We start from the raw sequence: 23,818 nt of genomic DNA, 5'->3' as shown, positions 1-23,818 counted from the left end.
AAGTGGAGACGCTTTGTTATTAAAAATTAACATAATTTTACTTATGGTAAATATGTATAATAGTATATGCTTGTCTACTAGAAATTTTTAGGAGGTTTTAATATGAAAAGGAAATTAGTTTTAACTCTTGGTTTTGCAGGAGTTTTAGCTTTATCAGTTGTTGGTTTTGCGGAAAACTTCCATAGCACAAAGGTTTCAGCAGAAGAACAAAACAGGGCAGAAAACTCGTCAGCAAAAGAAGGGTTTGTACCACAAGGGAAGCTATTAACTAAAGGAAGTGATATTCCCACAGTTATTACAGTTGAAGAACAAAACAGGGCAGAGAAAATGCTAAAAAATATGCCAATTGGGGTTAAGGTATTTGTACCACAAGAAAATGGAACAGGATTCTACGTTTCAAAAACGAAATAGTTTTGTTCAACTAACTTGGTGCGTTTGTTCAACAGTGGGGGTTGCTGCGGCATTCAGCTAGAGGAGCGGTAAAGGTGGAAAAGGGATTACGTATCTAGTTGTCGAATTGTTTAATTTACATAATCAAGCTGTTCATTCCAAGTGCTTCGTTTGCGGTCCGAGTTGTTCATCTTAGTCGGAAACGACTAAAGTAAAAATTAAATTAATTGAAATGAAAGAAGTGAAGGTTTTGATTAAATATAAATGCCTCCATCATGTAAGTCTTACCGTCACAAATTTGAAAAGAGCAAAAGATTTCTATGGGAATACTTTATGTTTAAAAGAAATACCTCGTCCTGATTTTGATTTTGCGGGTGCCTGGTATGAAATAGAGGGAAAGCAAATCCACTTGATAGTCGATCCCTCTTCACAGACGATTCGGCAGGATAAAAGCTTATCCAGTAGAGAAGGTCACTTTGCTCTTAGAGTCGAGAACTACAATGACACTCTTACATGGTTAAAACAAAATGAAGTTGAAATCATTGAAAAACCGTATGGAAAAAGTGGATTCGCTCAAATTTTCTGTGCGGATCCAGATGGTAATTTGATTGAACTAAATGTTGACAAGAAAGATTTATAAATAAAAAGATAAAAGGCTTCCAATACTGGAGGCTTTTCTTATTGAAGTAACGGAGCAGGTTAGTTTAAAAAAGATATATCGAAAAGGTGCTTTAGTCCGAGTTGGATTAAGCACTTTTTTTAGTAGTAAACAACAAGTTACGTTAAAAAAGAATTGTTTGTTAATTAAAATGAAAAAATAATATTTGACTTGGCAAAAGTTAAGTGTTAAATTAACCTTACGACCGTTCGGGAGGATGAATAGAATGACATCAGATCAAATTAAGGAAGTATCTTTAAAACACTTTGCACAAAATGGGTACGAAGGAGCATCGTTAGCACATATCGCTGAAGATGTAGGGATAAAAAAACAATCAATTTATACTCATTTCAAAGGAAAAGATGAGCTGTTCCTTCAAATATGCAAGGATTCATTCGGGAATGAATTAACCAGCGTTATTAACTTTATAGGAAGGAATAAGGCTCAACCTACTAATGATTTCTTATTTAATTTTCTATTGCACTGTATAGAGCGATATGAAAAGCTCGATTCTACAAAATTTATGATTCGTACTTCTTTTTATCCGCCAATCCATCTCAATGAACACGTAATGATATTCGTTAACGAATACCTGGATAAATTAGAAGAACTTTTTCTCCCAATTATAGAAAGAGCAATAACAAAGGGTGAGATTTGTTCAACTATTGGTGGACATCGAGCCACAACGGCATTTATGGGGGTTTTAGATGGAATATTCGTTGAAATGATATATGGAGGTCCAGAGCGTTTACAAAAGAGATTGGATGCATCTTGGTATGTGTTTTGGCGTGGAATTTCTAATGATTAAAAACTCTAGGAGGGAATTTAAATGAATCGAAATTGGGTTTTTGTAATTATTGCTGGTATTATTGAGATTTTTTGGGCGATGGGGTTAAAGTATTCAACTAATTTGATTTCTTGGGCTGGAACATTTCTTCTTATCTATTTATCCTTTGTTGTATTGCTAAAGGCTACAAAAAAATTACCAGTTGCTACTGCTTATGCAGTATTTACAGGGATAGGTACAGCTGGAACAGTTTTAGTTGAAATGATTGTTTTTGGAGAACCCTTCAGTTGGACTAAAATTTTCTTTATTATTCTGCTTTTAGTTGGTGTAATTGGTCTAAAACTTGTTACTAAAGAATCTGGTGAGAAAGAAGGTGCAGTATAATGGCTTGGATATTTCTTATATTCGCTGCAATATTTGAAGTGGTTGGCGTAACTGGTATGAATTTGATTAATAGAGAAAAAAACTTCAAGTCGTATTTCATACTATTTGTGGGATTTGCTATTAGTTTTAGTTTATTATCTTTAGCTATGGAAAGCCTCTCGATGGGACTGTCTTATGCAGTATGGACAGGAATCGGGACAATAGGGGGAGCAATTGTCGGAATGATGTTTTATGGAGAACCGAAAGATTGGAAGAGAATCTTATTTATAGGACTTATCTTAGCCGCAGTAATTGGGTTGAAACTGACACATTAAATCCGAGTGCTAACCAAAACAAAAAACACCAACCCTATCAATCAATCGTTGGAACTAATAGAACATCTTTGTGTGGCAACTTAGAAAATACGGACACCGTTACTATTTGTTAGCGACAGAAAGAGAGGCATTTTCAATGGGAACATATGAAAATGGAACGGAATATGACACTATCATTGTAGGTGGAGGTTTAGCAGGTTTATCGGCTGCCGCATTACTTGCAAAAAAAGGTAAAAGAATACTCTTGCTGGAACGAGGTAATATAGGAGGAAGAGCAATAACGTTAAATATAAAAGACTTTAAATTTAATTTTGGTGCCCATGCTATTTATGGTCGTGATTCCTCTACACTAAAACAACTAGAGTACGAACTAGGAATTAAAATTGGTTGGCGTGACTTTAATCCCAACAAAGCCAAATATGATTTAGGTTTTACTCTAACCGATATTCCTGCTAACATTATTGGTTTATTCAGAACAAAAGTTATCGATAGTGCTAGCAAAGTAAAATTCACGTTTGAGATTTTGAAAACATTATTGGGTAGAGAAAAGGGTCACCCTCATATTTCAATTAAGAAGTGGATGGAAAATGAGCAATTAGACGAAAACGTTCGGGAAATGATGCTTACGCTTGCGTCTTCTAACTTTTTTACAAAAGAGCCAGAGAAAATACCTTCTGATGTATTTTTCTCTTATTATCATCGTTTATTTTCGACCAACAAACCTGTAGCTTATATTGAGGGCGGATGGCAGGCGTTAATAAATGAATTTGTTCATGTAATTGAGGAGCACGGGGGAGAAATCAGAATAAAAGAAAAAATAGTCAACATAGAAACGGAAAATGACCGTGTAGTATCTGTTGTGACATCAAGCGAAACATTCAAAGGAGATAACTTTGTCTTTTGTATTCCTCCTATAGAATTATCGAAGTTATTTGTTGACACCAAAATTAAACACTTAGTAAAACAATATGCTCAATACAAAAGTAGTTACGTTTTTGTTTATGATATTGGTCTAAAAGAAAGAATAGATACCCCTTACACTTACATTTACGATAAGCATAATAAAATGTTTATTACTGATATTTCCTATTATGACGAAACATGTGTCCCAAGAGGGGGGCAACTTCTCCAAGCAATTGCTTATTTAAATGAAGAAGACTTGGGAAATGTGAAAAAGTTAGACGAATACAAGCAACAAATTGAACAACTATATGACAAGCACTTTCCTGGATGGCGAGATCAATTAGTCGTTCCTCGAATATCAAAAAAAGCCTCTGCTCAAGAAATAAAATGGACAATGAATCAGCAAGCTATGCCAATTTCATTTCCTGATTATCGAAATTTATTTTTTGCAGGAGACTGGTGTCAAGGGAAGGGTCAATTGTCTGAATTATCGTTTTCAAGTGCTTATCATGCATGTAATTTAATTTTACAAAAGAAATAATTCAAAATTTATTAAAGGAAGGAATTAATGGTATGGGAGTATGGTTTACAGAAAAACAAACGAAAAATTTTGGTATCACTGCAGAAATATATAGAAGTCTGCATTCAGAACAAACAGAATTTCAGAAGTTGGATATGATTGAAACAAAGGAATTTGGCAATATGTTAGTATTAGACGGTATGGTGATGACAGCTGAAAGAGATGAATTTGTTTATCATGAGATGATTGTTCATGTTCCTTTATTTACACATCCAAATCCCAAAAAGGTATTAGTTGTTGGTGGTGGAGATGGTGGTACAATTCGGGAGGTATTAAAACATCCTAGTGTTGAAAAAGTAGTTCAGGTAGAAATAGACGAAAAAGTAGTTGAATATTCAAAGCAGTTTCTACCTGACATCTCTTGTGAGTATGGTAATCCACGTACCGAGTTAATCATCGGAGATGGGTTTATGCATATTTTAAATAGTGAAAATGAGTATGATGTTATTCTTGTTGATTCTACAGAACCAGTTGGTCCAGCCGCTGCCTTATTTACCAAAGGATTTTATGCGGGAATTGCTAAAGCATTAAAAGAGGATGGAATTTTCGTTGCTCAAACTGATAACCCATGGTTTAAGGGTGACCTGATTAAAAACGCTATTCGTGATACTATAGAAATCTTTCCAGTGGCTCGTTTATACACTTGTAACATCCCAACGTATCCAAGCGGAATGTGGACATTTACGATTGGTTCGAAATTATATGATCCGTTGCAGGTTGAAACTTCACGAAATATTGATTTTGAAACAAAGTATTATACACCTAAATTGCATGTAGCATCATTTAGTCTACCAAGATTTGTTGAAGATTTATGTAAATAAGTTGAGGTGACTAGAACCAACGTTATAGAAATTCTTATAGTTTGTGAAACTTATCACTTAAACTAACGGGTGCGTTAATCCAAGAAGGATTAGCGTTTTTTGTTATTGTACTAAAGAAGCAGGTTAGTGCAATAAAGGGTCCAAGGGTTATAATTAAGGATGCAGCTTTATTAAAAAACTAGCAAGGTGTTAGAGAAGAGGTTAACAATGAAAAATAGAGAGGAAGCTATCGGTTACTGTATGGGGATGGGTAATACATATGAAGATTATCCATTTCGGGATAAGAATTGGACGTTAATGCGACATATAGATAACAAGAAAGTATTTGCGTGGATATTTGAAAAAGATGGACATATTTGGATTAATGTGAAATGTGAACCCGGTTTTTTGGATTATTGGCGTCAGATTTACTATTCGGTAGTTCCTGCATTTCATCTTAATAAGGACCACTGGAATTCGATAATTCTTGACGGGACTGTTCCAAAGGAAGAAATTTACGAAATGATAAAACAAAGCTATATGTTAACTAAAAAAAGTAATAGTAAAGTTATTTTCAAAAAGTGAAGGCATTGATTAAGCAGGAGGGATTAATGCCTTTATCTGTGGAACTTACTATGATTATGAAATAATCTACTTAAAGTAAAGGTGCAATTTAGTTGTAGTAGGATTCTCTGTTCAGATGTTGAATAACATAAAAAGGGAAGAACTTTTATTCGAATTACTATTTTCAGCAGAAAGCTATAACCAAGCAAGTACAAAGGAGGAGTGACTAATGAAATTTATGATGGTTGTGAAGGCTTCGAAGGATTCTGAAGCAGGGACAATGCCAAAGGAGCAGATGGAGAAGATGTTTGCTGCAATGAAAAAATACAATGAAGAACTGAAGAAAGCAGGAGTTCTGGTATCAGTTGGTGGACTCCATCCAAGCTCCAACGGCATTCGTATTTCTTACCCTATTCCGGGAGAACCGCCGACCATAACAGAGGGTCCTTTCGCCGAAGTCAATGAGTTGATTGCAGGATACTGGTTCATAGATGTGAAATCTCGCGAAGAAGCCATTGAGTGGGCGATGCGTGCGCCAGATCCGCATGGTCTTGGAGAAGGACAGATCGAGCTTCGCCAAGTATTTGAATAGACAAATAAGCTGCACGTCGGATTAACAATGATTCTATTGAAGTGGTTCTAATCAATCATAAAGCTAGGAATTAAAGATATAGGATCAGTAACCATCATGGCTTGATATAAATGCAATGATTTATTTTTTATTTTTAGAATACTGATGTTTGTGAAGTGGTGTACTTAAACTAAAAGGTGCAAGAGTTGAAGAGCATGGCTGTCGTTGCGGCAGGTTTTTATTATTGTGCTAACGAAGCAGTTTAGTTTAACAAGGAATAGAAATGAATTTATAGAATATTTATAGATATTTAAAGGTTTAGGGGGAGGAGGGCAAATGGGACGTTATTTAAGTCTTTTTTTGCTTACGATATTGGTAGCGGTTGTTTTATTTTTTTCATTACCGTTGTTAATTAGCGGTGTCTTTGTAGAAATTGAAATTATTACAGGATTTATTTTAGTTTTATTGGGGGCATTTATTATAACCTAATTATTTTACATTATTGATTTATTAAAGAAAAATAGAAGATAGGTTATTGAAGTAATGGGGTGCTTGAGTTAAAGATGGAGTTGCGGCACGCAGCTCTTTTTTTCGTTGATCAACTAACGTGGCATGTTAGTTGAATAACGAAATGGTAAAATTATGTAAAAATAGGCAAAAAAAGGTAATAAATTTTAATATGTTAGAGTGAAAGTAGGAGATGGTGATATGTCAGAAGATGAATTATTCTTAAATAAGGCATCTAATGTTTATGAAATATATTCGATAATACTCGATTTATTAAAAGAAATTGGACCTTTTGAAATTGAGTTTAAAAAGACTTCTATACATCTTTTGAATAAATCTTCCTTTGGAGGAGTTCATCCAAAAAAGAAATGGTTAGATTTTAATTTAGTAACAAACCATCAAATTGAACACGAGAAGATTACTAAAATTGAACAAGTTTCAAAAAACAGATTTCACAATAACTTTAGATTTCATAGTAAAGACGAACTAAATCAAGAGTTTTTAGTTCTTTTAAAAGAATCATATCAATTAATGAGTTAGTTAGAGAAAGGATATTTATTACTAATGAACAGTATTTTCTTAGGAATTATATCTGGTATAATATTTGGTTTATTATCTGTACTACTTATGCTCCCGATGAAATTTGAAGATAAACGTATTGCTATTATTGGTTCATTTATTAATCGTTTTACAATTGGTTTCTTAATACCAGTAACTGTTCTTCCTATGTATGGTTGGACAAAAGGAATTTTGATAGGGTTGTTAATTAGCCTCCCAGACGCACTTATTACAAGTGCCTATATACCAATCATTGGCATAGGAGTAATCGGAGGAGCTATTATTGGAGGCTTTATTGGCTAAAGTAGATAGGTCAGTATCGTTAAGCTTATTGAACTAACGGGAGCACTAGTTAAAGGCAGCGGAGTATCCGTTGCCTTGAAGTAACGAAGCAGTTTAGTTGAAGAAGTAATGAAAGTCCTTGAACTAAGAAAAAAGCCTCTCTAAGTTCCTTATTTAAGGAATTTACGAGAGGCTTTTTAATATGTTGCTCTTCGAAAAATATTTCCGAGTATCTTCACGTATATGTTTGGGTAAGACACGATCAAGCTCTTCATTTAACCACGAAAGTGTTTTACTACGTAAATAATCACGCATTTTTTCTTCCGCAGAGAGCATAACTAAATTGATAGTACAAAAGGAGGGAGCTGTACAGCAACCTTCTCTATACAAATAACCATTATCTTTAATATTTTTACATTGAAAAATAGGCTTAGGACCTTCAACTGCTTCAACTACATCCCAAAAGGAAATATCTTCTGGAGATTTAGCAAGTTTATAACCACCCTTAACTCCGGGAACTGAACTTACAATACCAGCCTTTGATAATTTACCGAAAACTTTTGAAAGAAATGTCTCAGAAAGCCCTTGAAACTCTGCTAAATCCTTCGATTAAATTAGTCTTTAATTGTAAACCTATTAAGGAGGTAATTAAATTGGAACAACGAGTTGATTATTACAATGTAGCACCAGAAGCACTTAAAATAATGATTGAAATGGAGAAGTATACGAAAACTACAGGTATAGACCGTAAACTTCGTGAACTTATAAAAATTCGGGCTTCTCAAATAAATGGTTGTGCGTATTGCTTGAATATGCACACGGCAGATGCTAGAAAAATGGGAGAAACGGAACAACGTTTATATTGTATTAGTGCTTGGAGAGAGTGTACATTTTACACAGATGCAGAAAAAGTAGCTCTTGAGTTCACTGAGTACGTGACTTTAATCCCGTCAAAACGTGTGCCAGATGAGCTTTATCACCGAGTGCGTGAACATTATGACGAAAGACAATATGTTGACCTTGTTCTAATAATCAATCAAATCAACAGTTGGAATAGAATTTCTATTGCAATGGGGAATACAGCAACTGAAAAATAATAATTCTCAACGAATTTCTTATTGTTTACGTCTCAGTTTGTAGAAAAAAGCATCCAAATGAACCTGTTTGGATGCTTTTCCATTTTATTCTTATAGAGTAATTAACACCAGCTGGTTCTGCCTTAAATCATTTCGGGTCTTTCTATAAGTATGGAGTCGCTTTCTTTCTTAGATTGTGAAGTATCGTACTTAACCTATTGTGTGCTGTAACACAATAAGAAATAATAATAAAGAGCCAATGATATGTAAGTTTTTATGCACTGCTTGCGTATTTTGGCTCTTTTTACATTTATTAAAGATACTGCCATTCATAGCATTTTTTAATTGCCGAATACATCATGCATACAAAAAATGGGAGTTTCATGCAGAAAGTAATATGATATTCTATAGAAGTAAATACGCTCAAAATAGGGGAGAGAAAAACATTGTCTAAAGAAATATTATCCAAACAAACCGCAGGTGTTTTAAGCGCTGTCATTAACCAGCCCCATTGGAAAAAGGACGAGCTTTCACAAAGAATGATTCAAGTATTAAAAGAGATAAAACAGGGTGTGGCTTCGCAAGAAGATTATCTAGAGACACTACTTAAAAACGTGACCTTTTTGATTGAAAATACGAATCGAGCTTTAGCTTTTTTAAAGCATTGTATTAATGAAGAAAAGTTTGTTCCGCAGGAAACTTTTCATACGCTTATGTTGGATGTGCCTAGACAAGTGAGCGAGTCTAACTTCTTCGCCGAAAATATGCCTCGTTTTAAGGAAATGATGTACAAAGGTTCGACGATAGAAGAACAAGTAGCCAATGCTGAATTGGTTTATTACAATATCAGGCTAGTAAATGATCTGTTAATTGATTTTATAGGTACCTTCCTTCAACCAAATAACAAAGATTTTATGATTCACTTTATGGAATATGCTTCCGATGTAGTCGTGGATACCGTCATGCACCATTGCCAAAATATTTCGAACCTGATTGTAAAAGAAATAAACCAGAATATCAAAATTGAGAAATAGGAAACTATATAAAGCAGCCAACCGTAATTGCTAGACCGGACATGTTTCACCATGTCCGGTTTTTTTAATTTATCCTATAGATTCAAAATAAAGGTACTTATTTACTATCAATCCTAGGATTATAAACAGAACCGGATTGATTGTATTTGATTATTTCTAGTAATTGCTCTGTCATGTAACTTGAACTATATTTAAATCCACCATTAATCCATTCTATAATTAATCCAAAAATGGCATAGGCTTGATAACCTGCACTTAATTCAGTGTTAATTTTCGGATTTGGAAAATCTTTATAAAAATCGTTCAATGCTAGTTCTTTGAATATACTGCAAAACCTATGTTGAAATCCGGCCAACGTAGTCGTTTGAACCGTTAGGGAGTAGAAAACAGCAAATCTTTTAACATGATCAAACACCTTAATTGCGGAAGTCGTAAGTTTATTAAGCTCAAAGACTTCCATGTTTTATGCTGTAAAAATCTACCCTGGCGATTTGGGTACAAAAGGAGGGATTGTAGCAAACGAACACGGGCAAGCATTAAGAAATGGTCAGCCAATTGAAGGGTAATCAGCAGCTAACCGAATAAATATAAATACATAATACTAGATAATAATAGGTGTTATTTGAAATTGGAAATATATTACTTTATAATAAATTTATGGATAAACTATTAAATAGGTAAGAAGCCAAAAGTAATTAGGGGTATCAACTCAAACTATTCAAAATTGGGACAGAGCCGGAAAAATTGCTACCGTGCGCACACTAGGAGGACGCAGAAGAATTCCCTTAAGTGAAATTGAAGGATTACAAGGTAATGTGAAGAAAACTCAACGTAAAGTTGCTATTTATGCAAGAGTTTCTTCTAATGAACAAAAACAAAAAGGCGATTTAAAACGTTAAATCTCTTTTTTAGCAGAAAATATCCCACCTGATTTTTTAGTAGTTGAGACTTTGAGTGATGTGGGTTCAGGATTGAATGACCATCGGAAAGGTTTATTAAAATTAATGAACTTGGCTAAAGAACGAATCATCACAGATGTAGCGATTCGATATAAAGACCGTCTAACACGTTTTGGTTACGCATATTTGGATGAGTATTTTAAAAGTCATGGCGTAACTATTCATGTACTAGACTCCGAAGAAACTACTAAATCAGCACAGGAAGAACTGGCGGATGATTTAATTAGTATAATTACTAGTTTTTCTGGTAAATTGTATGGTCTACGCAGTAAAAAACATAAAGGACTACAAAAAACGGCGAAGGAGACGATTGTGTATGTTCAAAACCTATCAGACGAAAATCAAGAACAAAGCAATCGTTCTCAAAAATAAAGAATCAATTCCACTTTATCAATTTTTAGAAGAGACAGCACGTACCTTCGGTACGATAGAACGAAGACTGTTTGTCGATATGTATGTTAGAAAAATGCCAGAAAATGAGTTGAAAGTTTCTTATTGTGCAAAACACCAAATTACAGCTCGTCAATTCAATAGCATTAAGAAGCAATTAAAAGGGAGAATTTCTTCCAAAAACGAATTGAAGAATTTATATATTGAAGAAACCAAAATCAAAATTCAGAATACCTCAGACATCATTAAAAAGAAAGTGAAAAAAAAAGATAAAGCTCATATCTCTCTCCTTAAAATGAAAGGAAATGAGAAAACGTTCCTTAAAAAAGTTAGAAGCTATAGGAAATTGCGAAACGCACTTCACCAAAAAAAACGGAAACTATATGCTCTTACTCATAAACTTGAAAAACTTGAAAGCGACTTAGAACAAAAGGTAGTACGTATTTGTTTTGGTTCGAAGGATTGGTTTCACAAACAATTTAACTTGAAAGAAAATAACCTTACTTTCCAAGAATGGAAAAAGGAATGGCAAGCACGACGTGCAGCCCAATTTACCTTTGTCGGTTCCAAAGACGAAACATACGGAAATCAATCATGTACCTACGATTTGAATAACGACCTGCGCATTCGAGTTTATACAAAGGACGAGCCTGTGTATGGAAATTACGTCGTTATTCCTAACGTGATGTTTCCATACGGACAGGAACAAATTGATAAAGCTAAAATAGCGACTATAGGTTACACAAAAGGAAAAGGCAATAAAGCAAAATATTACAAGGCAACAACGTGGAAGTTCATTCGCAAGAGCGATACTTGGTAAGTAAACGCGTCAGTTGAAGTAGAATCACCACAAAAGACAACGCTTGATCATGTTGGTTCAGTAGGAATCGACTTCAATGCTGGATTTTTATCCATTACAGATGTGGACCGTTTCGGTAACTATCTTCAATCTTTAGAGGTTCGATACGCAAATCATCACACAACGAGTGAACAAATAGAACAAAGCTTAAGTGAAGCTTTAAAGGTAGCTGTAAATTACGCCAAAGAAAAGCAAAAACCAATTGGACATGAAAATCTCAATTTTAATAAGAAAAAACTAGTTTTAAAAGCACACTCTCCAGAACAAGCTAAATTAATTAGCGGTTTCGCTTATTCAACCTATCAAGCTTTGTTAAAGGATAAATGTGAAGTGGCAGGTGTACGATTAATTGGTGTCAGTCCTGCATTTACTAGCCAGATTGGTCATCATAAATTTATGAAAAAATATGGTTTAAACTCACATTCAAGTGCCGCAATGGTGATAGCAAGACGAAGTCTTAAATTTAACAAGATTGAAAGAATGCCTGTTAAACACTTACTAACAGGCAATCCATGCAAAATTGTTCAAATATGTAGGTGGAAGCAATGGAAAGAACTCACTAAACAATGGAAAAAATATACTTTTAAATCGAAGATTTACTTATTAAATCAACTATAATTTAGTTGCCTTTCGGCGGCAATGCCACAGTGAACCTGTAAGGAAGAAAATGTGCTCGTGAAGTCGAAATCAATAGGCAACAAATAGAAATACCAGCAGGTATTGGATTACCTATCAAGGCAGTAAGATACTGGTCCTCAGACGTTTCGATGTCTGCGTGATGTAGCTTTACACCTTTGGTGTGAGAGTGAAATTCTCTCTTGCGAATCCGTAAAGGGTACACCGTCCTTGCCTTTACGTGAGTACATTTACTATGTATTTGTACTTAAATTCGAACGGTTGTATGCGACTGGAAACTGTAGCGCTTCTGTCATGGGACGCGTTTATCCGGGTCCTGGATCCACCCTCGGTCCAACGACCGTATTTGGCTATATTTCTGCTAATCATATTCATCAGCATGTTGCAAGACCAACTAATCCAGAGTTACATGTCGTGTAATGTAAACATTCCTGATAAGGAATCGTGTAGAGTAATTTGGGATATTTCCTAATATTGCAAGGGTAAGAGAAACTTAATTTCGATTCGAACAATCAAGCACATTTCTTAATGAGATGTGCTTTTTAGATTTTTTTAGGGCGCGTTATCCGGATGCTTGATAAGATATATGTATAATGAATAGTAGGGGAAAACAATTTGATATTATTATAGAATCATCTTGGGATACCTATAGGAAATCATATAAAGGATGGTGCTTTGTTTGGAAACAATCCGATCTATGTTTCAGCATTTACATTGGGCTAATCTACGAATTCTAGAAACCTTACAAAACGGTGAAGAAAACAAGCAGGCGAATAATCTCTTTTCACATATTCTTCATGCGGTAAACGTTTGGTTTACTCGATTAAAAGGCGCAGATAGTTCACATTTACCAATTTGGTCAGAGGTTAGTTTAGAAACATGTGCGGAGATGGTAAATCAAAATAATCAAAACTATGGTGAATTCCTTTCAAGGTTATCCAATACCGATCTAGATCAACTAGTCTATTATAAAAATAGTAAAGGTACAGAGTTTCATCATTCCATTAGGGATATCTTAACTCATGTTGCTCTTCATGGTCAGTACCATCGAGGACAGATCAATCAACTTCTAAGGGCAGCAGACAAGGAACCCATAAGTGTTGACTATATTATGTTTAGAAGATGACGTAGGGGTTTTTATATATTTTTCAAGGCAATACTTCTTTAGGTAGGGAAACAACATAATTCTAGAAAAAGTGGGGGAGCAATTTGGGTAAAAAAGTAAATCAAGAGGTAATTCCTTTTGCCGCAAATAAAAAATGGCTGGCCATTCCTGCGGCTACACGAAAGGAACTTGAACGTAATGTCTGGTGTGTAAATTGTATTGATGTCGTACAAATTGTAGACTACGTCGTTCAAGACTCACCTCCTTCAATTGCATTAGCAGGAAAATGTAAAAATTGCGGAAATGATGTTGCAAGATTTATTGATTAAAAAGAGTGCCAGGCACCATTTAATTTGATGCCTGGCACCCAGACTGTCGAGGGGGATTGAGGACAAAACGTACTTTCTGCCAGAAGGGATTAGTCCTAAATCCGGGGTATTGAGGACAAAACGTCCTCTCTGCTGGAAGAGATTAGTCCCTAATCGGGGGTATTGAGGACAAAACGTACGCTCTGCCAGAAGGGATTTGTCTTTAATCCGGCCTCTTAAGGACAAATCGTACTCTCTGCCAGAAGGGATTTGTCTTTAATCCGGCCTCTTAAGGACAAATCGTACTCTCTGCCGGAAGGGATTTGTCTTTAATCCGGTCTCTTGAGGACAAAACGTACTCTCTGCCGGAAGGGATTTGTCTTTAATCCGGCCTCTTAAGGACAAAACGTACTCTCTGCTAGTTGGGATTAGTCCTTAATCCGGCCTCTTGAGGACAAATCGTACTCTCTGCCGGAAGGGATTTGTCTTTAATCCGGCCTCTTGAGGACAAATCGTACTCTCTGCAAGAAGGATTAGTCCTCAATCCGGCCTCTTGAGGACAAATCGTACTCTCTGCCGGAAGGGATTTGTCTTTAATCCGGCCTCTTAAGGACAAATCTTACTCTCTGCCGGAAGGATTAGTCCTCAATCATGGGTAGAGGATTATCATACGCGCCACCGATATTAGAAAAACGCTGAGCTACCAATTATTATATAAAAATACAGAAATTTACACTATTTCGATATACCCATCTGTTCCATTCACGCGTATTCGCTGACCGTCTTTTATAAGTTTAGTAGCGTTCTCGACTCCAACAACTGCTGGTAAGCCATATTCCCGTGCGATCACAGCCCCATGGGTCATCAGTCCGCCCACTTCGGTAACCAGCCCTTTTATCGCTACAAATAATGGTGTCCAGCCAGGGTCCGTAAAGGATGTGACTAATATATCTCCATCTTCGATAGTAGCATCTTCCATGTTTAAGATGACACGTGCTCGGCCCTCTATAACCCCGGATGAAACAGGCAGACCTACAATCGCTTGTGCCGGAAGATTTTCTCGTTTGTACTGACCTGTAATGATTTCACCATCCGACGTGATCACACGTGGGGGAGATAGTTTTTCATAAAATTTGTATTCATTTTTTCGTTTACTGATAATATTGTAATCCAGTTTGTTTGTTCGAACGACTTCGTGAAGTTCTTCAAAAGTAAGATAGTAGATATCTTCTTCTTGATGAATAACTCCGGTTTGTAAGAGTTGTTCAGCTTCTTTCAATAAAGCCTGCTTATAAACGAAGTAGCGATTCATCATGCCGTATTTTGGATATTCTCGGTAACCAATGAAATTCCGAAGGGTGCTGATCGTTCTTTTTGTCTCTTTGACTTTTGCTATACCATCCGGTAATTGCTCCAATCGCTCTACTAACTCTTGTTCTTTTTTCAAAGCAACCTGCAGCCCTTGCTCAAATTTTCGCTTGCCAGCACTAGGCTCATAATTTTTGATGTTACCCAGAATCAAGGGGACAAGTGTAGTTGGCTTTTCACTCCAACGTGGGTTCGTCGTATCAATTTCTCCTGCACATCGCATTCCGTATTTATTGAGATAGGCTTTTATTGCTTCCTGAGCTTCCTGTCCACCTTCAAATGTAACCAGTTCATCCAAAAAGGGATCCTCTTTTACCTGCTGTAAATAACTAATCACTTCTGGATAAGGACGAATCACATCTGCCACATCCAATAGCGCCAGGCCCATTTCCGAAGTAATATTGTTTGATACAGATAGAGAAAGCGTGTCTGCTGCGTTTTTTTCACCTAACCACTCGTTCATTTTTTCATTGATCCATGATGATGCATTCATAGCAGCTTGAATCACACGTGAACTTTGTGGGTCAAATAAAATCTTCTTTAATTGCTGAATATCTTCAAGAATAAAATCAAATAATTCAGATCCTGTTTTCTTTTCGATGTTTTGTTTTAACTCTTCAATAGATGTTTGACTATTCTTAATCAAATCAGAAACGATTACGTGATTGTTCTCGATTTCTGCCGGCATATTTGTATGGCTGCTGCCGGGACGGTGTGCTTTTTCAACATTCGGTAACGATTTTATAAAATCTCCTCGCTCTATAACGGACAGAAGTGCGTCTTTTGTAAGTGGATCATATTGTCCCAGGGTATTTACTATCATTTCAATCATAGGTGTGACATCCACAAACAACCTTCCGCCAGCTGTACGCATGGGTGCAGGAGTTGTTAATAGGTAAAAGGACAATCCCAATGGTTTTATTGGATCGGTCATCATTTGCTGATGGCCAACAGATACATAGACGCGATTTTCTTGATCAGTTGCTTGGGGAATGGGGAATAAAGTCGTGATGGGACGGCTCTGTACGATATAAAAGGTATCATCAACCAAACACCATTCGATATCTTGTGGGCAGCCAAAATAAGTTTCGATCTGTCTTCCGATGCGAGCTAGTTGTAAAATTTGTTGATTGTTAAGTGTTTGAGTCTTTTGCTGATCAGGATTGATTTGATTTGTCTCTGTTCCACCATCTTTTCGTCCATAGATAGCTACCTTTTTGGCAGCAATCAATTTCTCGACGATTTTATCTTCCTGTACCTTATAGGAATCAGGGGAGACTATGCCAGAGACCAAAGCTTCTCCAAGCCCAAAACTGGCATCAATGGACAGCAACTTTCGGTTCGACGTAATCGGGTCAGCGGTAAATAATACTCCTGATGCCTGTGGGAAAACCATTTTCTGAACGATAACGGATAACGAAACTTGCCTGTGGTCGAAGCCGTTTTGCATACGGTAGATTACCGCACGATCCGTAAAGAGGGAAGCCCAGCAATTGCTGATATGCTGCAAGATTGCTTTGTTTCCGATGATATTTAAGTATGTGTCTTGTTGACCAGCAAAAGAGGCATGTGGTAAATCTTCAGCAGTGGCACTAGAACGCACGGCATAAGCATGTTTCTCACCAAACTGAGAGAGATAATGAGTAACAGCTTTTACAACATCTGAAGGAATTTCTACTTCCAGAAGTTGTTCTCGAATCTTCCTGCTGATGACACTAATTTGATTCGATTTCACAACGGTTATTCTATTTAATTGTTCCAACAATGTGTGAAACGTTTCGTTTTGTTCTATAGCTTTCTGAAATCCTGCTGTTGTTACACAAAATCCTTCAGGTACATGTATGCCTGGTATTTTTGATAATTTCGCTAAATTTAATCCTTTGCCGCCAACGAGTGAAAGCTTTGCCTTTTCCATTTCCTGAAAACTGAGAACAAAAGAATTCAATCTACATCTCTCCTAAGTGATCATTTAACATAACTAGAAACGGTATTGCCTATACAAATCACATTTAAAGTTCTATTGCATTTTAGCAGGAGTATTGGAGAATAAACAGTCTATATTGCCCGTTTTTTATGTGTTATAATTAATGTAGGGAGAGTTCAAACTTCAAAAAATAGCATACCCCGTTCGTACCCGTGAAAGCAGTTCGCCCCCAATGATTATCGTTAAATTAACTTTTTTTATATAAAAATATGAGTAAGAAATATGTATGGACTTTACTATAGATGTATCAAACATTTTATCATTGTAATGTAACAGTAGAAGGGAGTTCCTATGCCATTCATCCCAGTACAACAGCGAGATCATGTCAGTACTTACAAAAGTCTTCGTTCATTATTCGAAAAAAATATAACCGTAAACAGTATTTCAGAGGTTTTAGCTACCTGCAATGTGGGAGATCAAGCCCTGCAAGTAAGAGAGCAAATGTTTTCTAAAGATTATGACGTCATCGGAGTAGAAGAGAATGGTATGGTGATCGGATATGTGTTAAGAGACGACTTGAGGGAGGGAAGCTGTAGAGACTTTTTCCGCAGTTTTAGCCCTACTGATCTTGTTTCAGATTCCACACCTCTGCTTCAGACGCTTTTTATTTTTAAAAACACCGAAAGACTTTTCGTTATTGAAGGGAACCGAATTACGAAAGTCGTAACACTAGCTGATCTCCAGAAACCACCGATTCGAATGCTTTTGTTCGGTGTCATTTCGTTAGTGGAAATGCATTTATATCAAATCATTCGTGATTATTTTAACGAGGATAGCTGGAAGAAGCACCTAGGTGAAAAAAGAATTCAACAGGCAGAGGAGTTATTTTTACAACGAAAAGCTCGAAATGAAGGCATTGAACTAAGTGATTGCCTGCAGCTGTGTGATAAAAGGGATATCGTATTAGGCGAACAGTCTTTACGTGAGTTTTTGGGGATTGAATCAAAAAGCAAAGGGAAGGATTTCTTCAAGAAATTAGAAAACCTTCGCAATAATCTAGCTCATTCACAGGATCTTAATACGGAAAATTCCTGGAATGAGATGTTTTCTTTAATTGAACAGACAGAGATTTTATTAGAGAAATGTGAAACTATATAAAAAATATCCCTTTTGTGGGATATTTTTTTTTAGCTTAAGCTATGCTCTTTACGAATTTTTTCTAGCAATGCCTGACAGCCATCTGTAACCAGCTGATAGGTTTCTTCAAAATCTCCTGTGTAATAAGGATCAGGAACATCTTTGTTATATTCCGTTAAATCGAGCAGACGGATGATTTTTGGATGTTGCGGCTTACCAGTGATATCGAAAATGTTTTTTACATTGCTCTCGTCCATCCCAATGATATAATCGAATTTTTCAAAGTCATCCTTGGTTAACTGGCGTCCGACAAGTCCTTCTGAGGAAATATTGTATTTTTTTAAGATTGCAAGGGTTCCTTTATGGGGAGGAGAACCGATATGCCAAGAGCTTGTTGCAGCGGAATCCACGCTTATCTTATTAGAAAAATTTTCTTTTAAAAGTAAGTCGCGAAACACTCCCTCAGCCATTGGTGAACGGCAAATGTTGCCTAAACAGACAAATAATACATGAATCATCTCATTATCTCCTTTAATCTTCTAAACTAGTTTCGTTTCTATAACGACCATTCTAAGGATTTTATCAGAGAATGTAAACAGAAAGGAATGGTTTAGAACTTGCAACCGTGAATTTATGTCAACGAGTAAACAAATGGCCAAGCAATTACTTGGATGGGCACCACGGTCGGCAGAAGAAGCAATTATAGCAACTGGTAAAAGCATGATAAAAATCATCAAAGGGCAGATGAATACAAAAATATAATATGCAGAATAGTTTAATAAGAACTTAAAGTCGTTAATGGAAAAGGAGTTGCTTCTACTCCTTTTTTTCTTTGTGTCAAAATAATATAAAAAAATCTTTTAATAATATTAAAATAGTGTTATTCGTTTAGAACTTGTCCAATTATTCCAGCATAACATGTTAGTGTAAGAGCTCTTTCAATAAGGTTGAAAGGGGGGAAAAAATGTCTATAAATCTAGTTACTGTAGTTCTTGTGTTGCTTCTCTTAGTAGCCCTGCTTGTTGCTGTTTTACTTGGTACTCCAGAACAACAACAAATCATTATTGCTGCTATTACAGCATTACTTGGTGGGTAATTTAATGTAGTGATATAGTTCCCCTCAGTATCAAGCCCCCTTTAATATCACTGCCTATTATGGGTAGTTGGTATTATTGGGGTTTATATTTTTTTAATGGATTATTATTTTATTGTAAAAATATGTTTTTAACCCATTTTTAAGACCTTATGGTTTTTAGCTAACACACATGTAACTTTTTTTCATAGAATGTAACAGCATAGGACAATCAGTCCAAAATATATAAAAGGTGGAGTTTACTACATGACTAATGAAAACGAATCCAAACCAGAGGTTAATAACCCTCTGACAGATATTAAATCAATAGATTTAAGTGGGATCATGAATATTGCAGGTTCATTACTTAAAAATCCAGAAGTATTGAATACCGTTTCAGACGTAATGAAACTTACTAATATCGGTCATGAAACCACAAAAAAACCAGAAGAACTCCAGGATAACACAATTTCAGCGTTGCAGAAACAAATAGCAGAAATGAATCAACAAATCATTGACTTACAAAATCAAATAATTAGAAATAATGAGGAACTAAAAGAATTGATTTTAAAATTGGTAAGCTCCCTTATAAAGCGAAAGTAGTGGTAATCATTTAAGGGATTTTCGTAATGGAAAAATATAAAGTAGTAATGCAACTATTCAATATCAGCATTCTCTAATTATAACGGGTTCTTATTGTAAAGAAGGGTTTCACATAAACTAAATGGGGCTTTAGTTTAAGAAAAGGACTGTCCATAGACGGTCTTCTTTTATTGATAAAGTGTCATAACTTAAAGTAGGGAAAATTTATTTATGTAGTAAGGTTATTGGTGTTTGTTAAAATAAGGTAAATGTCTTCAGTGAGGTGTGAACATGAGTATGGATAAGAAGAAACATAACATCACTAGCATTTTCATAGCATTGTTGTTCTCACTTTTTCCAACAATACCTTCGGAAGAGGGAGATCATTCCTTTGGTATCCCAGCAGAAACTTTAACCGTTTTTGAAGGTTGGTGGGGGTTTCACATTAATCCACTTGCTTTTGTTGTCAATTTCCTTGTTTTCTACTGGTTAACTAAATTCATCATGAAGAAGTGGACTAAGCACTCAATGAAAGAAAAATGATAAACTCCCTCCGGCATTCGCTGGATGTTTTTTTGTTTAATACCTCCTAAGTCCCAAACTGCATAATATAAATAATCTGGATATACGCTATAGTCAAAGTTTGAAATTGTTACTGTGTATTCTATAGTTGAGGGATCATATTTCATTTCATCATTTTTAAAATCTAAAACATTGTTAACATTATTTTGTGAAAATACTTTATTAGCGGAACATAGGAGGTATGAGATATGAAGATCAATAGAATAGATCATGTAAGTATAAACGTAAATGATCTTTCAGAGGCTAAAGCGTTTTTTCTTGATTTAGGACTTGAAGTGCAAGCGGAATGGGAATTGGATGGAGAACAGTTGGACAGAATAGTTGGGCTTAATGATGTTAAAACAGCATGTGTAGGATTGGGGATGCCAGATGGTCAGGCATGGATAGAGCTAGTCAAATTTTATACACCCTCAGATGAAAAAGATATTCAGCAACCTTTTGCAAATACGCTGGGTATCCGACATATTTGCTTTGCAGTTGAAGATATTGAATCTATTGTTGCAAAATTGAAAGAGAAGGGCACGGAAATCTTTAGTGAGATACAGCAATATGAAGAAAGTTATAAGTTATGCTACGTTCGTGGTCCAGAGGGAATTATTTTAGAACTGGCGGAGAAAATCAGATAAATATTGAATGGGACTTTAAATGATTTAGATATCCAACTTTAAAGATTTCTACTTAAACTATCGGGGGCAATAGTTGAAGATTAAAGCTGCAGGGCAGTTTAGTTTAATAAGGTACAAGCCAATTTTAAGGTTTGAGGGGTAAAGCAATGGAGGATGCTGAGGCGCCTCTTTTTTTATTGCAATAACAGTACAGGATTGAAGAAAACCTAAAACCTATTTGAACAGTCTTTATTAATTTAATGAATAAAAGCATAAAAGCATAAAGGCGTAAAAGCGTTAAATCGTTTCATTGCTAGAAAATTCTTAACAGTTTATAATCTCTTAAATGAAAGGAGAAGATTGTTGTGAATCAAGTTAAGTTTTATGCTTCTATGTTAGTAGGTACGTTTATCTTTTATACAAAGAAAATAGAGTTTTAAATGGAGGAACTTAGGTTGGGTAAAAATTATAAAAATGAGAATCTGCAACGAGGTTTAGATAACAGGCATATCCAGTTAATTGCACTTGGAGGTGCAATTGGAGTCGGACTGTTCTATGGTTCCAGTGCAGCCATTCAAATGGCTGGTCCTTCCATCTTGTTCTCATATTTAATCGGTGGCTTAGTTATTTTTATCATAATGAGAGCTCTAGGTGAACTAGCAGTCGATCAACCAGTTTCAGGTTCATTTAGTTCCTACGCAAATCGATATTTAGGGACGTTTGCAGGTTATTTTAGCGGCTGGACCTATTGGTTTATGTGGGTTGTCGTTGGAATGGCAGAAATAACTGTGGTTGGTGTTTATGTGAATTACTGGTTTCCAAATATTCCACAATGGCTCACAGCGCTCGCTGTGCTTGTTGTGATTACAATGATAAACCTTGCTAACGTAAAAGCATTTGGGGAGTTTGAATTCTGGTTTGCACTAATCAAAGTTGTTGCCATTATCGGGATGATCCTGCTTGGATTAGGAATCATCTTCCTGGGGATTGGGAACGGAGGTCAGCCAGTTGGTTTGGACAATCTTTGGAGTAATGGTGGATTTATGCCAAATGGAATTAAAGGAATTTTAATGTCTTTGGTTCTTGTGACGTTCTCATTTGGCGGAGTGGAATTGGTTGGAATTACGGCAGGAGAGGCAAAAAATCCTCAAAAATCAATTCCGTCAGCCATTAACAGTGTTGTATGGAGGATATTAATTTTTTATGTAGGTGCATTGGGAATTATGATGATTCTGTATCCTTGGAATGAAGTAGGCACGAATGGCAGCCCATTTGTATTAATTTTTGAGAAAGTTAGAATCCCTGGTGCCGCACATATCATTAACTTTGTTGTCCTAACAGCAGCATTATCTGCGTTTAATAGCGGGTTATTTAGTTCGGGAAGAATGCTATACAATTTATCACTTCAAAATAATGGTCCGAAATATTTTGGTAAACTTAACAAGAATGGTAGTCCGATACGTGGAATACTGTTCACGTCATCACTTTTATTGGTGGCAGTAGTTCTGAATTACATTGTTCCCGAAAAGGTGTTCATGTACATTTCTTCAGTTGCAACAATAGCGGTGATTACCAGCTGGACAATTATCCTGATTACGCAAATAAAGTTCAGGAAGTCAAAAACAAAACAAGAAATTGAAAAACTAGCATTTAAAGTGCCATTATATCCAGTTTCAACTTATATAGCATTGACCTTTTTAGCACTTGTTATTGTCTTAATGTCGTTTATTTCGGAAATGCGAATTGCATTAATTGTAGCACCCGTATGGTTCATCATTCTTTATTTAGCATATAATGTTAAAAAAAAGAATCGGACTGAAAGTTCCATTGATATGGAAAATGTTATTATACCTAGCAGTGATTGACAAGATATTCAAAAGTATGTGAATAACTACACTTAAAGTAACGGGAGCGTTGATCCAAGAAGGATTAACGCTTATTTTTGTTGATCTTTATTGAAGTATAGTGGCAGTTTAGTTTAAGCTACTGCAGTTATCAAAATATTATATTAAGTAAAATTAAAAGAGAGGCAATTCTTCAAAGGTATCGTAAAGAATTTTTAAATGAACTTGATTCAATTAAATAAGCAAATCAAGGACCTAGCATTGGTCCTTTTTTTATTTTCATTCATCATAGAACTCACGTTCGTGTATAATGTGATGGAGAAAATCGAAATGACAATACACGACCGTGGTAAAATTAAATGGCAGCCGGCTTCATTAATGCCGGAATCACTTGTCTAAACTTTTAAAGCTCTCAATCCTTGTAACCCAATAGGCAGTATAGTAAAAAGTTAAAAAGATTAAAAAATCATATAGAGTCGACCAATTTTTAGGGTTATAAAAATCAATTGCATTAAAGAAATTCATTCCTCCAAAAGCCGCAATGGAAGAAAATATGATTCCTTTTATCAGGTTATTCATTTTTGGTTTTATCTGCAGAGCGAACATTACCGCAACGGGTGCTAAAGAAAAGTGATAGGGTAAAAATAGAAAAGGTGCGAAAGGGATTATTACCATTGGGTATGACCATAACCCTAAAGATAATGCAACAAGATCTACTGAAAGAGATAATAGAATCGTTATGAATCCAGCTAAAAGGAGACGTCCTGTACTATCTTTTTTCCTTAATAAGAACCAAACAATCCATGGAACAATAAACAGTGCGACACCAAACCACCATTGCCAAGTGGATAGAAACTCCCCCTTTACTGTTTTTGCAAATAAAGAACTGACTTCTGTTAATTGGTTATATGCATTTTCTGATTGAATAAGCCCCTTTTGAAATGCCATCTTGATAACACCTCCCAAAAAATTAGTAATAATATATTTTTTTCAGTTAAGAAATAATTTATACAATAGTGTTTCTTAAGTAAACTACGAT

Annotated in this window: 33 protein-coding genes and 2 pseudogenes; 30 read left to right on the top strand and 5 right to left on the bottom strand. The window is 35.6% G+C overall.

Annotation, left to right across the window (positions count from 1 at the left end; all coding sequences use genetic code 11):
- Nucleotides 1-102: 102 nt before the first annotated feature.
- The 12 genes from ABC255_RS16680 to ABC255_RS16625 all read left to right on the top strand — a co-directional run bounded on the left by ABC255_RS16680 (nucleotide 103) and on the right by ABC255_RS16625 (nucleotide 7,319).
- Complete coding sequence (locus tag ABC255_RS16680; RefSeq protein WP_412995186.1) at nucleotides 103-411, top strand: hypothetical protein; 309 nt, start codon at nucleotides 103-105, stop codon at nucleotides 409-411.
- Nucleotides 412-640: 229 nt separating this feature from the next.
- Nucleotides 641-1,030 (top strand): VOC family protein, encoded by a 390-nt coding sequence (locus ABC255_RS16675; RefSeq protein ID WP_412998572.1) that lies wholly within the window; start codon nucleotides 641-643, stop codon nucleotides 1,028-1,030.
- A gap of 244 nt (nucleotides 1,031-1,274) precedes the next feature.
- A complete protein-coding gene (locus tag ABC255_RS16670; RefSeq protein ID WP_412995184.1) occupies nucleotides 1,275-1,856 on the top strand; it encodes a TetR/AcrR family transcriptional regulator in 582 nt (193 codons plus the stop codon).
- A 21-nt stretch (nucleotides 1,857-1,877) separates the two neighbouring features.
- The gene (locus ABC255_RS16665; protein WP_412995182.1) at nucleotides 1,878-2,219 is read left to right on the top strand and encodes a DMT family transporter; all 342 of its coding nucleotides are present in this window, start codon (nucleotides 1,878-1,880) and stop codon (nucleotides 2,217-2,219) included.
- Entirely contained in the window at nucleotides 2,219-2,533 is a 315-nt protein-coding gene (locus ABC255_RS16660; protein WP_412995180.1) for a DMT family transporter, read from the top strand. The genes ABC255_RS16665 and ABC255_RS16660 overlap by 1 nt, the downstream gene beginning before the upstream one ends.
- A gap of 136 nt (nucleotides 2,534-2,669) precedes the next feature.
- A complete protein-coding gene (locus ABC255_RS16655) occupies nucleotides 2,670-3,977 on the top strand; it encodes a phytoene desaturase family protein (RefSeq protein WP_412995179.1) in 1,308 nt (435 codons plus the stop codon).
- A gap of 32 nt (nucleotides 3,978-4,009) precedes the next feature.
- Nucleotides 4,010-4,837, top strand: a complete 828-nt coding sequence (speE, locus tag ABC255_RS16650) for a polyamine aminopropyltransferase (RefSeq protein ID WP_412995177.1) — start codon at nucleotides 4,010-4,012, stop codon at nucleotides 4,835-4,837.
- A 207-nt stretch (nucleotides 4,838-5,044) separates the two neighbouring features.
- Nucleotides 5,045-5,401 (top strand): MmcQ/YjbR family DNA-binding protein, encoded by a 357-nt coding sequence (locus tag ABC255_RS16645; RefSeq protein WP_412995176.1) that lies wholly within the window; start codon nucleotides 5,045-5,047, stop codon nucleotides 5,399-5,401.
- 208 nt (nucleotides 5,402-5,609) lie between these two features.
- On the top strand, nucleotides 5,610-5,972 hold the full coding sequence (locus ABC255_RS16640; protein ID WP_412995175.1) for a YciI family protein: 363 nt from the start codon (nucleotides 5,610-5,612) through the stop codon (nucleotides 5,970-5,972).
- 315 nt (nucleotides 5,973-6,287) lie between these two features.
- The gene (locus ABC255_RS16635) at nucleotides 6,288-6,440 is read left to right on the top strand and encodes a hypothetical protein (RefSeq protein WP_412995173.1); all 153 of its coding nucleotides are present in this window, start codon (nucleotides 6,288-6,290) and stop codon (nucleotides 6,438-6,440) included.
- 219 nt (nucleotides 6,441-6,659) lie between these two features.
- Nucleotides 6,660-6,998 carry a DUF5655 domain-containing protein gene (locus ABC255_RS16630; RefSeq protein WP_412995171.1) on the top strand — a complete coding sequence of 113 codons (339 nt, stop codon included), beginning with the start codon at nucleotides 6,660-6,662 and terminating at the stop codon, nucleotides 6,996-6,998.
- Nucleotides 6,999-7,022: 24 nt separating this feature from the next.
- On the top strand, nucleotides 7,023-7,319 hold the full coding sequence (locus ABC255_RS16625; RefSeq protein WP_412995169.1) for a hypothetical protein: 297 nt from the start codon (nucleotides 7,023-7,025) through the stop codon (nucleotides 7,317-7,319).
- A gap of 162 nt (nucleotides 7,320-7,481) precedes the next feature.
- On the opposite strand, the pseudogene ABC255_RS16620 reads toward ABC255_RS16625, so the two are convergent.
- A pseudogene (locus ABC255_RS16620) lies at nucleotides 7,482-7,904 on the bottom strand (RrF2 family transcriptional regulator); the annotation flags it as partial.
- 47 nt (nucleotides 7,905-7,951) lie between these two features.
- Between ABC255_RS16620 and ABC255_RS16615 the strand changes: the two are divergent.
- Together ABC255_RS16615 and ABC255_RS16610 are read left to right on the top strand one after the other, a co-directional pair.
- Nucleotides 7,952-8,395 carry a carboxymuconolactone decarboxylase family protein gene (locus ABC255_RS16615; protein ID WP_412995167.1) on the top strand — a complete coding sequence of 148 codons (444 nt, stop codon included), beginning with the start codon at nucleotides 7,952-7,954 and terminating at the stop codon, nucleotides 8,393-8,395.
- A gap of 425 nt (nucleotides 8,396-8,820) precedes the next feature.
- Nucleotides 8,821-9,408, top strand: a complete 588-nt coding sequence (locus tag ABC255_RS16610; RefSeq protein ID WP_412995166.1) for a hypothetical protein — start codon at nucleotides 8,821-8,823, stop codon at nucleotides 9,406-9,408.
- A gap of 97 nt (nucleotides 9,409-9,505) precedes the next feature.
- Here ABC255_RS16610 and ABC255_RS16605 read toward each other — a convergent pair whose 3' ends face one another.
- A complete protein-coding gene (locus ABC255_RS16605) occupies nucleotides 9,506-9,868 on the bottom strand; it encodes a TetR-like C-terminal domain-containing protein (protein WP_412995164.1) in 363 nt (120 codons plus the stop codon).
- Between ABC255_RS16605 and ABC255_RS16600 the strand changes: the two genes are divergently transcribed.
- From ABC255_RS16600 to ABC255_RS16565, 8 genes and pseudogenes are all read left to right on the top strand, one after another.
- Nucleotides 9,867-9,974, top strand: coding sequence for an FAD-binding protein (locus ABC255_RS16600; RefSeq protein ID WP_412995162.1), 108 nt, complete (start codon nucleotides 9,867-9,869; stop codon nucleotides 9,972-9,974). The two genes, ABC255_RS16605 and ABC255_RS16600, sit on opposite strands and share 2 nt — an antisense overlap.
- A 141-nt stretch (nucleotides 9,975-10,115) precedes the next feature.
- Nucleotides 10,116-10,307: pseudogene (locus ABC255_RS16595) on the top strand (IS607 family transposase); the annotation flags it as partial.
- Nucleotides 10,308-10,739, top strand: coding sequence for an IS607 family transposase (locus ABC255_RS16590; RefSeq protein WP_487247430.1), 432 nt, complete (start codon nucleotides 10,308-10,310; stop codon nucleotides 10,737-10,739).
- Nucleotides 10,684-11,577: a hypothetical protein gene (locus ABC255_RS16585; protein WP_412995159.1), complete on the top strand. Its 894-nt coding sequence runs from the start codon at nucleotides 10,684-10,686 to the stop codon at nucleotides 11,575-11,577. The genes ABC255_RS16590 and ABC255_RS16585 overlap by 56 nt, the downstream gene beginning before the upstream one ends.
- 102 nt (nucleotides 11,578-11,679) lie before the next feature.
- A complete protein-coding gene (locus tag ABC255_RS16580) occupies nucleotides 11,680-12,234 on the top strand; it encodes a hypothetical protein (RefSeq protein ID WP_412995157.1) in 555 nt (184 codons plus the stop codon).
- Nucleotides 12,235-12,462: 228 nt separating this feature from the next.
- A complete protein-coding gene (locus tag ABC255_RS16575; protein WP_412995156.1) occupies nucleotides 12,463-12,672 on the top strand; it encodes a hypothetical protein in 210 nt (69 codons plus the stop codon).
- 259 nt (nucleotides 12,673-12,931) lie between these two features.
- Nucleotides 12,932-13,378: a DinB family protein gene (locus tag ABC255_RS16570; RefSeq protein ID WP_412995154.1), complete on the top strand. Its 447-nt coding sequence runs from the start codon at nucleotides 12,932-12,934 to the stop codon at nucleotides 13,376-13,378.
- Nucleotides 13,379-13,461: 83 nt separating this feature from the next.
- Nucleotides 13,462-13,686: a hypothetical protein gene (locus tag ABC255_RS16565; RefSeq protein ID WP_412995152.1), complete on the top strand. Its 225-nt coding sequence runs from the start codon at nucleotides 13,462-13,464 to the stop codon at nucleotides 13,684-13,686.
- A gap of 709 nt (nucleotides 13,687-14,395) precedes the next feature.
- On the opposite strand, the gene ppsA is transcribed toward ABC255_RS16565, so the two are convergent.
- The gene (gene ppsA / locus ABC255_RS16560; protein WP_412995150.1) at nucleotides 14,396-16,978 is read right to left on the bottom strand and encodes a phosphoenolpyruvate synthase; all 2,583 of its coding nucleotides are present in this window, start codon (nucleotides 16,976-16,978) and stop codon (nucleotides 14,396-14,398) included.
- A gap of 330 nt (nucleotides 16,979-17,308) precedes the next feature.
- Here ppsA and ABC255_RS16555 point away from each other — a divergent pair, with 330 nt between their 5' ends.
- Nucleotides 17,309-18,115, top strand: coding sequence for a CBS domain-containing protein (locus tag ABC255_RS16555; RefSeq protein WP_412995148.1), 807 nt, complete (start codon nucleotides 17,309-17,311; stop codon nucleotides 18,113-18,115).
- Nucleotides 18,116-18,144: 29 nt separating this feature from the next.
- Here ABC255_RS16555 and ABC255_RS16550 read toward each other — a convergent pair whose 3' ends face one another.
- Nucleotides 18,145-18,612, bottom strand: a complete 468-nt coding sequence (locus ABC255_RS16550; protein WP_412995146.1) for a low molecular weight protein-tyrosine-phosphatase — start codon at nucleotides 18,610-18,612, stop codon at nucleotides 18,145-18,147.
- 115 nt (nucleotides 18,613-18,727) lie between these two features.
- Here ABC255_RS16550 and ABC255_RS16545 point away from each other — a divergent pair, with 115 nt between their 5' ends.
- The 7 genes from ABC255_RS16545 to ABC255_RS16515 all read left to right on the top strand — a co-directional run bounded on the left by ABC255_RS16545 (nucleotide 18,728) and on the right by ABC255_RS16515 (nucleotide 23,178).
- Complete coding sequence (locus tag ABC255_RS16545; protein WP_412995144.1) at nucleotides 18,728-18,856, top strand: hypothetical protein; 129 nt, start codon at nucleotides 18,728-18,730, stop codon at nucleotides 18,854-18,856.
- A gap of 202 nt (nucleotides 18,857-19,058) precedes the next feature.
- Nucleotides 19,059-19,190 (top strand): hypothetical protein, encoded by a 132-nt coding sequence (locus ABC255_RS16540; RefSeq protein WP_412995142.1) that lies wholly within the window; start codon nucleotides 19,059-19,061, stop codon nucleotides 19,188-19,190.
- A 243-nt stretch (nucleotides 19,191-19,433) separates the two neighbouring features.
- Nucleotides 19,434-19,769, top strand: a complete 336-nt coding sequence (locus ABC255_RS16535) for a hypothetical protein (RefSeq protein WP_412995140.1) — start codon at nucleotides 19,434-19,436, stop codon at nucleotides 19,767-19,769.
- Nucleotides 19,770-20,039: 270 nt separating this feature from the next.
- Nucleotides 20,040-20,291, top strand: a complete 252-nt coding sequence (locus tag ABC255_RS16530; RefSeq protein WP_412995138.1) for a hypothetical protein — start codon at nucleotides 20,040-20,042, stop codon at nucleotides 20,289-20,291.
- Between the two features lie 227 nt (nucleotides 20,292-20,518).
- Nucleotides 20,519-20,956: a VOC family protein gene (locus tag ABC255_RS16525; RefSeq protein WP_412995137.1), complete on the top strand. Its 438-nt coding sequence runs from the start codon at nucleotides 20,519-20,521 to the stop codon at nucleotides 20,954-20,956.
- Nucleotides 20,957-21,390: 434 nt separating this feature from the next.
- Nucleotides 21,391-22,800, top strand: a complete 1,410-nt coding sequence (locus ABC255_RS16520; RefSeq protein ID WP_412995135.1) for an amino acid permease — start codon at nucleotides 21,391-21,393, stop codon at nucleotides 22,798-22,800.
- A 198-nt stretch (nucleotides 22,801-22,998) separates the two neighbouring features.
- Nucleotides 22,999-23,178, top strand: a complete 180-nt coding sequence (locus tag ABC255_RS16515; RefSeq protein WP_412995133.1) for a hypothetical protein — start codon at nucleotides 22,999-23,001, stop codon at nucleotides 23,176-23,178.
- Here the strand turns inward: ABC255_RS16515 and ABC255_RS16510 are convergent.
- A complete protein-coding gene (locus ABC255_RS16510; protein ID WP_412995131.1) occupies nucleotides 23,167-23,727 on the bottom strand; it encodes a CBO0543 family protein in 561 nt (186 codons plus the stop codon). The two genes, ABC255_RS16515 and ABC255_RS16510, sit on opposite strands and share 12 nt — an antisense overlap.
- Nucleotides 23,728-23,818 lie beyond the last annotated feature (91 nt).

Origin of the sequence: Neobacillus canaveralius, assembly GCF_047237705.1 — a bacterium.
GTDB classification, from domain to species: Bacteria; Bacillota; Bacilli; order Bacillales; family Cytobacillaceae; genus Neobacillus; species Neobacillus niacini_K.
The sequence above is the reverse complement of the archived record's forward strand: the minus strand, read 5'-3'. Positions and strand labels throughout refer to the sequence as shown.

Coding starts and splice junctions, on each gene's coding strand:
- ABC255_RS16680 (WP_412995186.1), top strand. CDS start 103: ATGAAAAGGAAATTAGTTTTAACTCTTGGTTTTGCAGGAGTTTTAGCT.
- ABC255_RS16670 (WP_412995184.1), top strand. CDS start 1,275: ATGACATCAGATCAAATTAAGGAAGTATCTTTAAAACACTTTGCACAA.
- ABC255_RS16665 (WP_412995182.1), top strand. CDS start 1,878: ATGAATCGAAATTGGGTTTTTGTAATTATTGCTGGTATTATTGAGATT.
- ABC255_RS16660 (WP_412995180.1), top strand. CDS start 2,219: ATGGCTTGGATATTTCTTATATTCGCTGCAATATTTGAAGTGGTTGGC.
- ABC255_RS16655 (WP_412995179.1), top strand. CDS start 2,670: ATGGGAACATATGAAAATGGAACGGAATATGACACTATCATTGTAGGT.
- speE (WP_412995177.1), top strand. CDS start 4,010: ATGGGAGTATGGTTTACAGAAAAACAAACGAAAAATTTTGGTATCACT.
- ABC255_RS16645 (WP_412995176.1), top strand. CDS start 5,045: ATGAAAAATAGAGAGGAAGCTATCGGTTACTGTATGGGGATGGGTAAT.
- ABC255_RS16640 (WP_412995175.1), top strand. CDS start 5,610: ATGAAATTTATGATGGTTGTGAAGGCTTCGAAGGATTCTGAAGCAGGG.
- ABC255_RS16635 (WP_412995173.1), top strand. CDS start 6,288: ATGGGACGTTATTTAAGTCTTTTTTTGCTTACGATATTGGTAGCGGTT.
- ABC255_RS16630 (WP_412995171.1), top strand. CDS start 6,660: ATGTCAGAAGATGAATTATTCTTAAATAAGGCATCTAATGTTTATGAA.
- ABC255_RS16625 (WP_412995169.1), top strand. CDS start 7,023: ATGAACAGTATTTTCTTAGGAATTATATCTGGTATAATATTTGGTTTA.
- ABC255_RS16600 (WP_412995162.1), top strand. CDS start 9,867: ATGTTTTATGCTGTAAAAATCTACCCTGGCGATTTGGGTACAAAAGGA.
- ABC255_RS16605 (WP_412995164.1), bottom strand. CDS start 9,868: ATGGAAGTCTTTGAGCTTAATAAACTTACGACTTCCGCAATTAAGGTG.
- ABC255_RS16585 (WP_412995159.1), top strand. CDS start 10,684: ATGTTCAAAACCTATCAGACGAAAATCAAGAACAAAGCAATCGTTCTC.
- ABC255_RS16555 (WP_412995148.1), top strand. CDS start 17,309: ATGCCATTCATCCCAGTACAACAGCGAGATCATGTCAGTACTTACAAA.
- ABC255_RS16550 (WP_412995146.1), bottom strand. CDS start 18,612: ATGATTCATGTATTATTTGTCTGTTTAGGCAACATTTGCCGTTCACCA.
- ABC255_RS16545 (WP_412995144.1), top strand. CDS start 18,728: ATGTCAACGAGTAAACAAATGGCCAAGCAATTACTTGGATGGGCACCA.
- ABC255_RS16540 (WP_412995142.1), top strand. CDS start 19,059: ATGTCTATAAATCTAGTTACTGTAGTTCTTGTGTTGCTTCTCTTAGTA.
- ABC255_RS16535 (WP_412995140.1), top strand. CDS start 19,434: ATGACTAATGAAAACGAATCCAAACCAGAGGTTAATAACCCTCTGACA.
- ABC255_RS16530 (WP_412995138.1), top strand. CDS start 20,040: ATGAGTATGGATAAGAAGAAACATAACATCACTAGCATTTTCATAGCA.
- ABC255_RS16525 (WP_412995137.1), top strand. CDS start 20,519: ATGAAGATCAATAGAATAGATCATGTAAGTATAAACGTAAATGATCTT.
- ABC255_RS16515 (WP_412995133.1), top strand. CDS start 22,999: ATGAACTTGATTCAATTAAATAAGCAAATCAAGGACCTAGCATTGGTC.
- ABC255_RS16510 (WP_412995131.1), bottom strand. CDS start 23,727: ATGGCATTTCAAAAGGGGCTTATTCAATCAGAAAATGCATATAACCAA.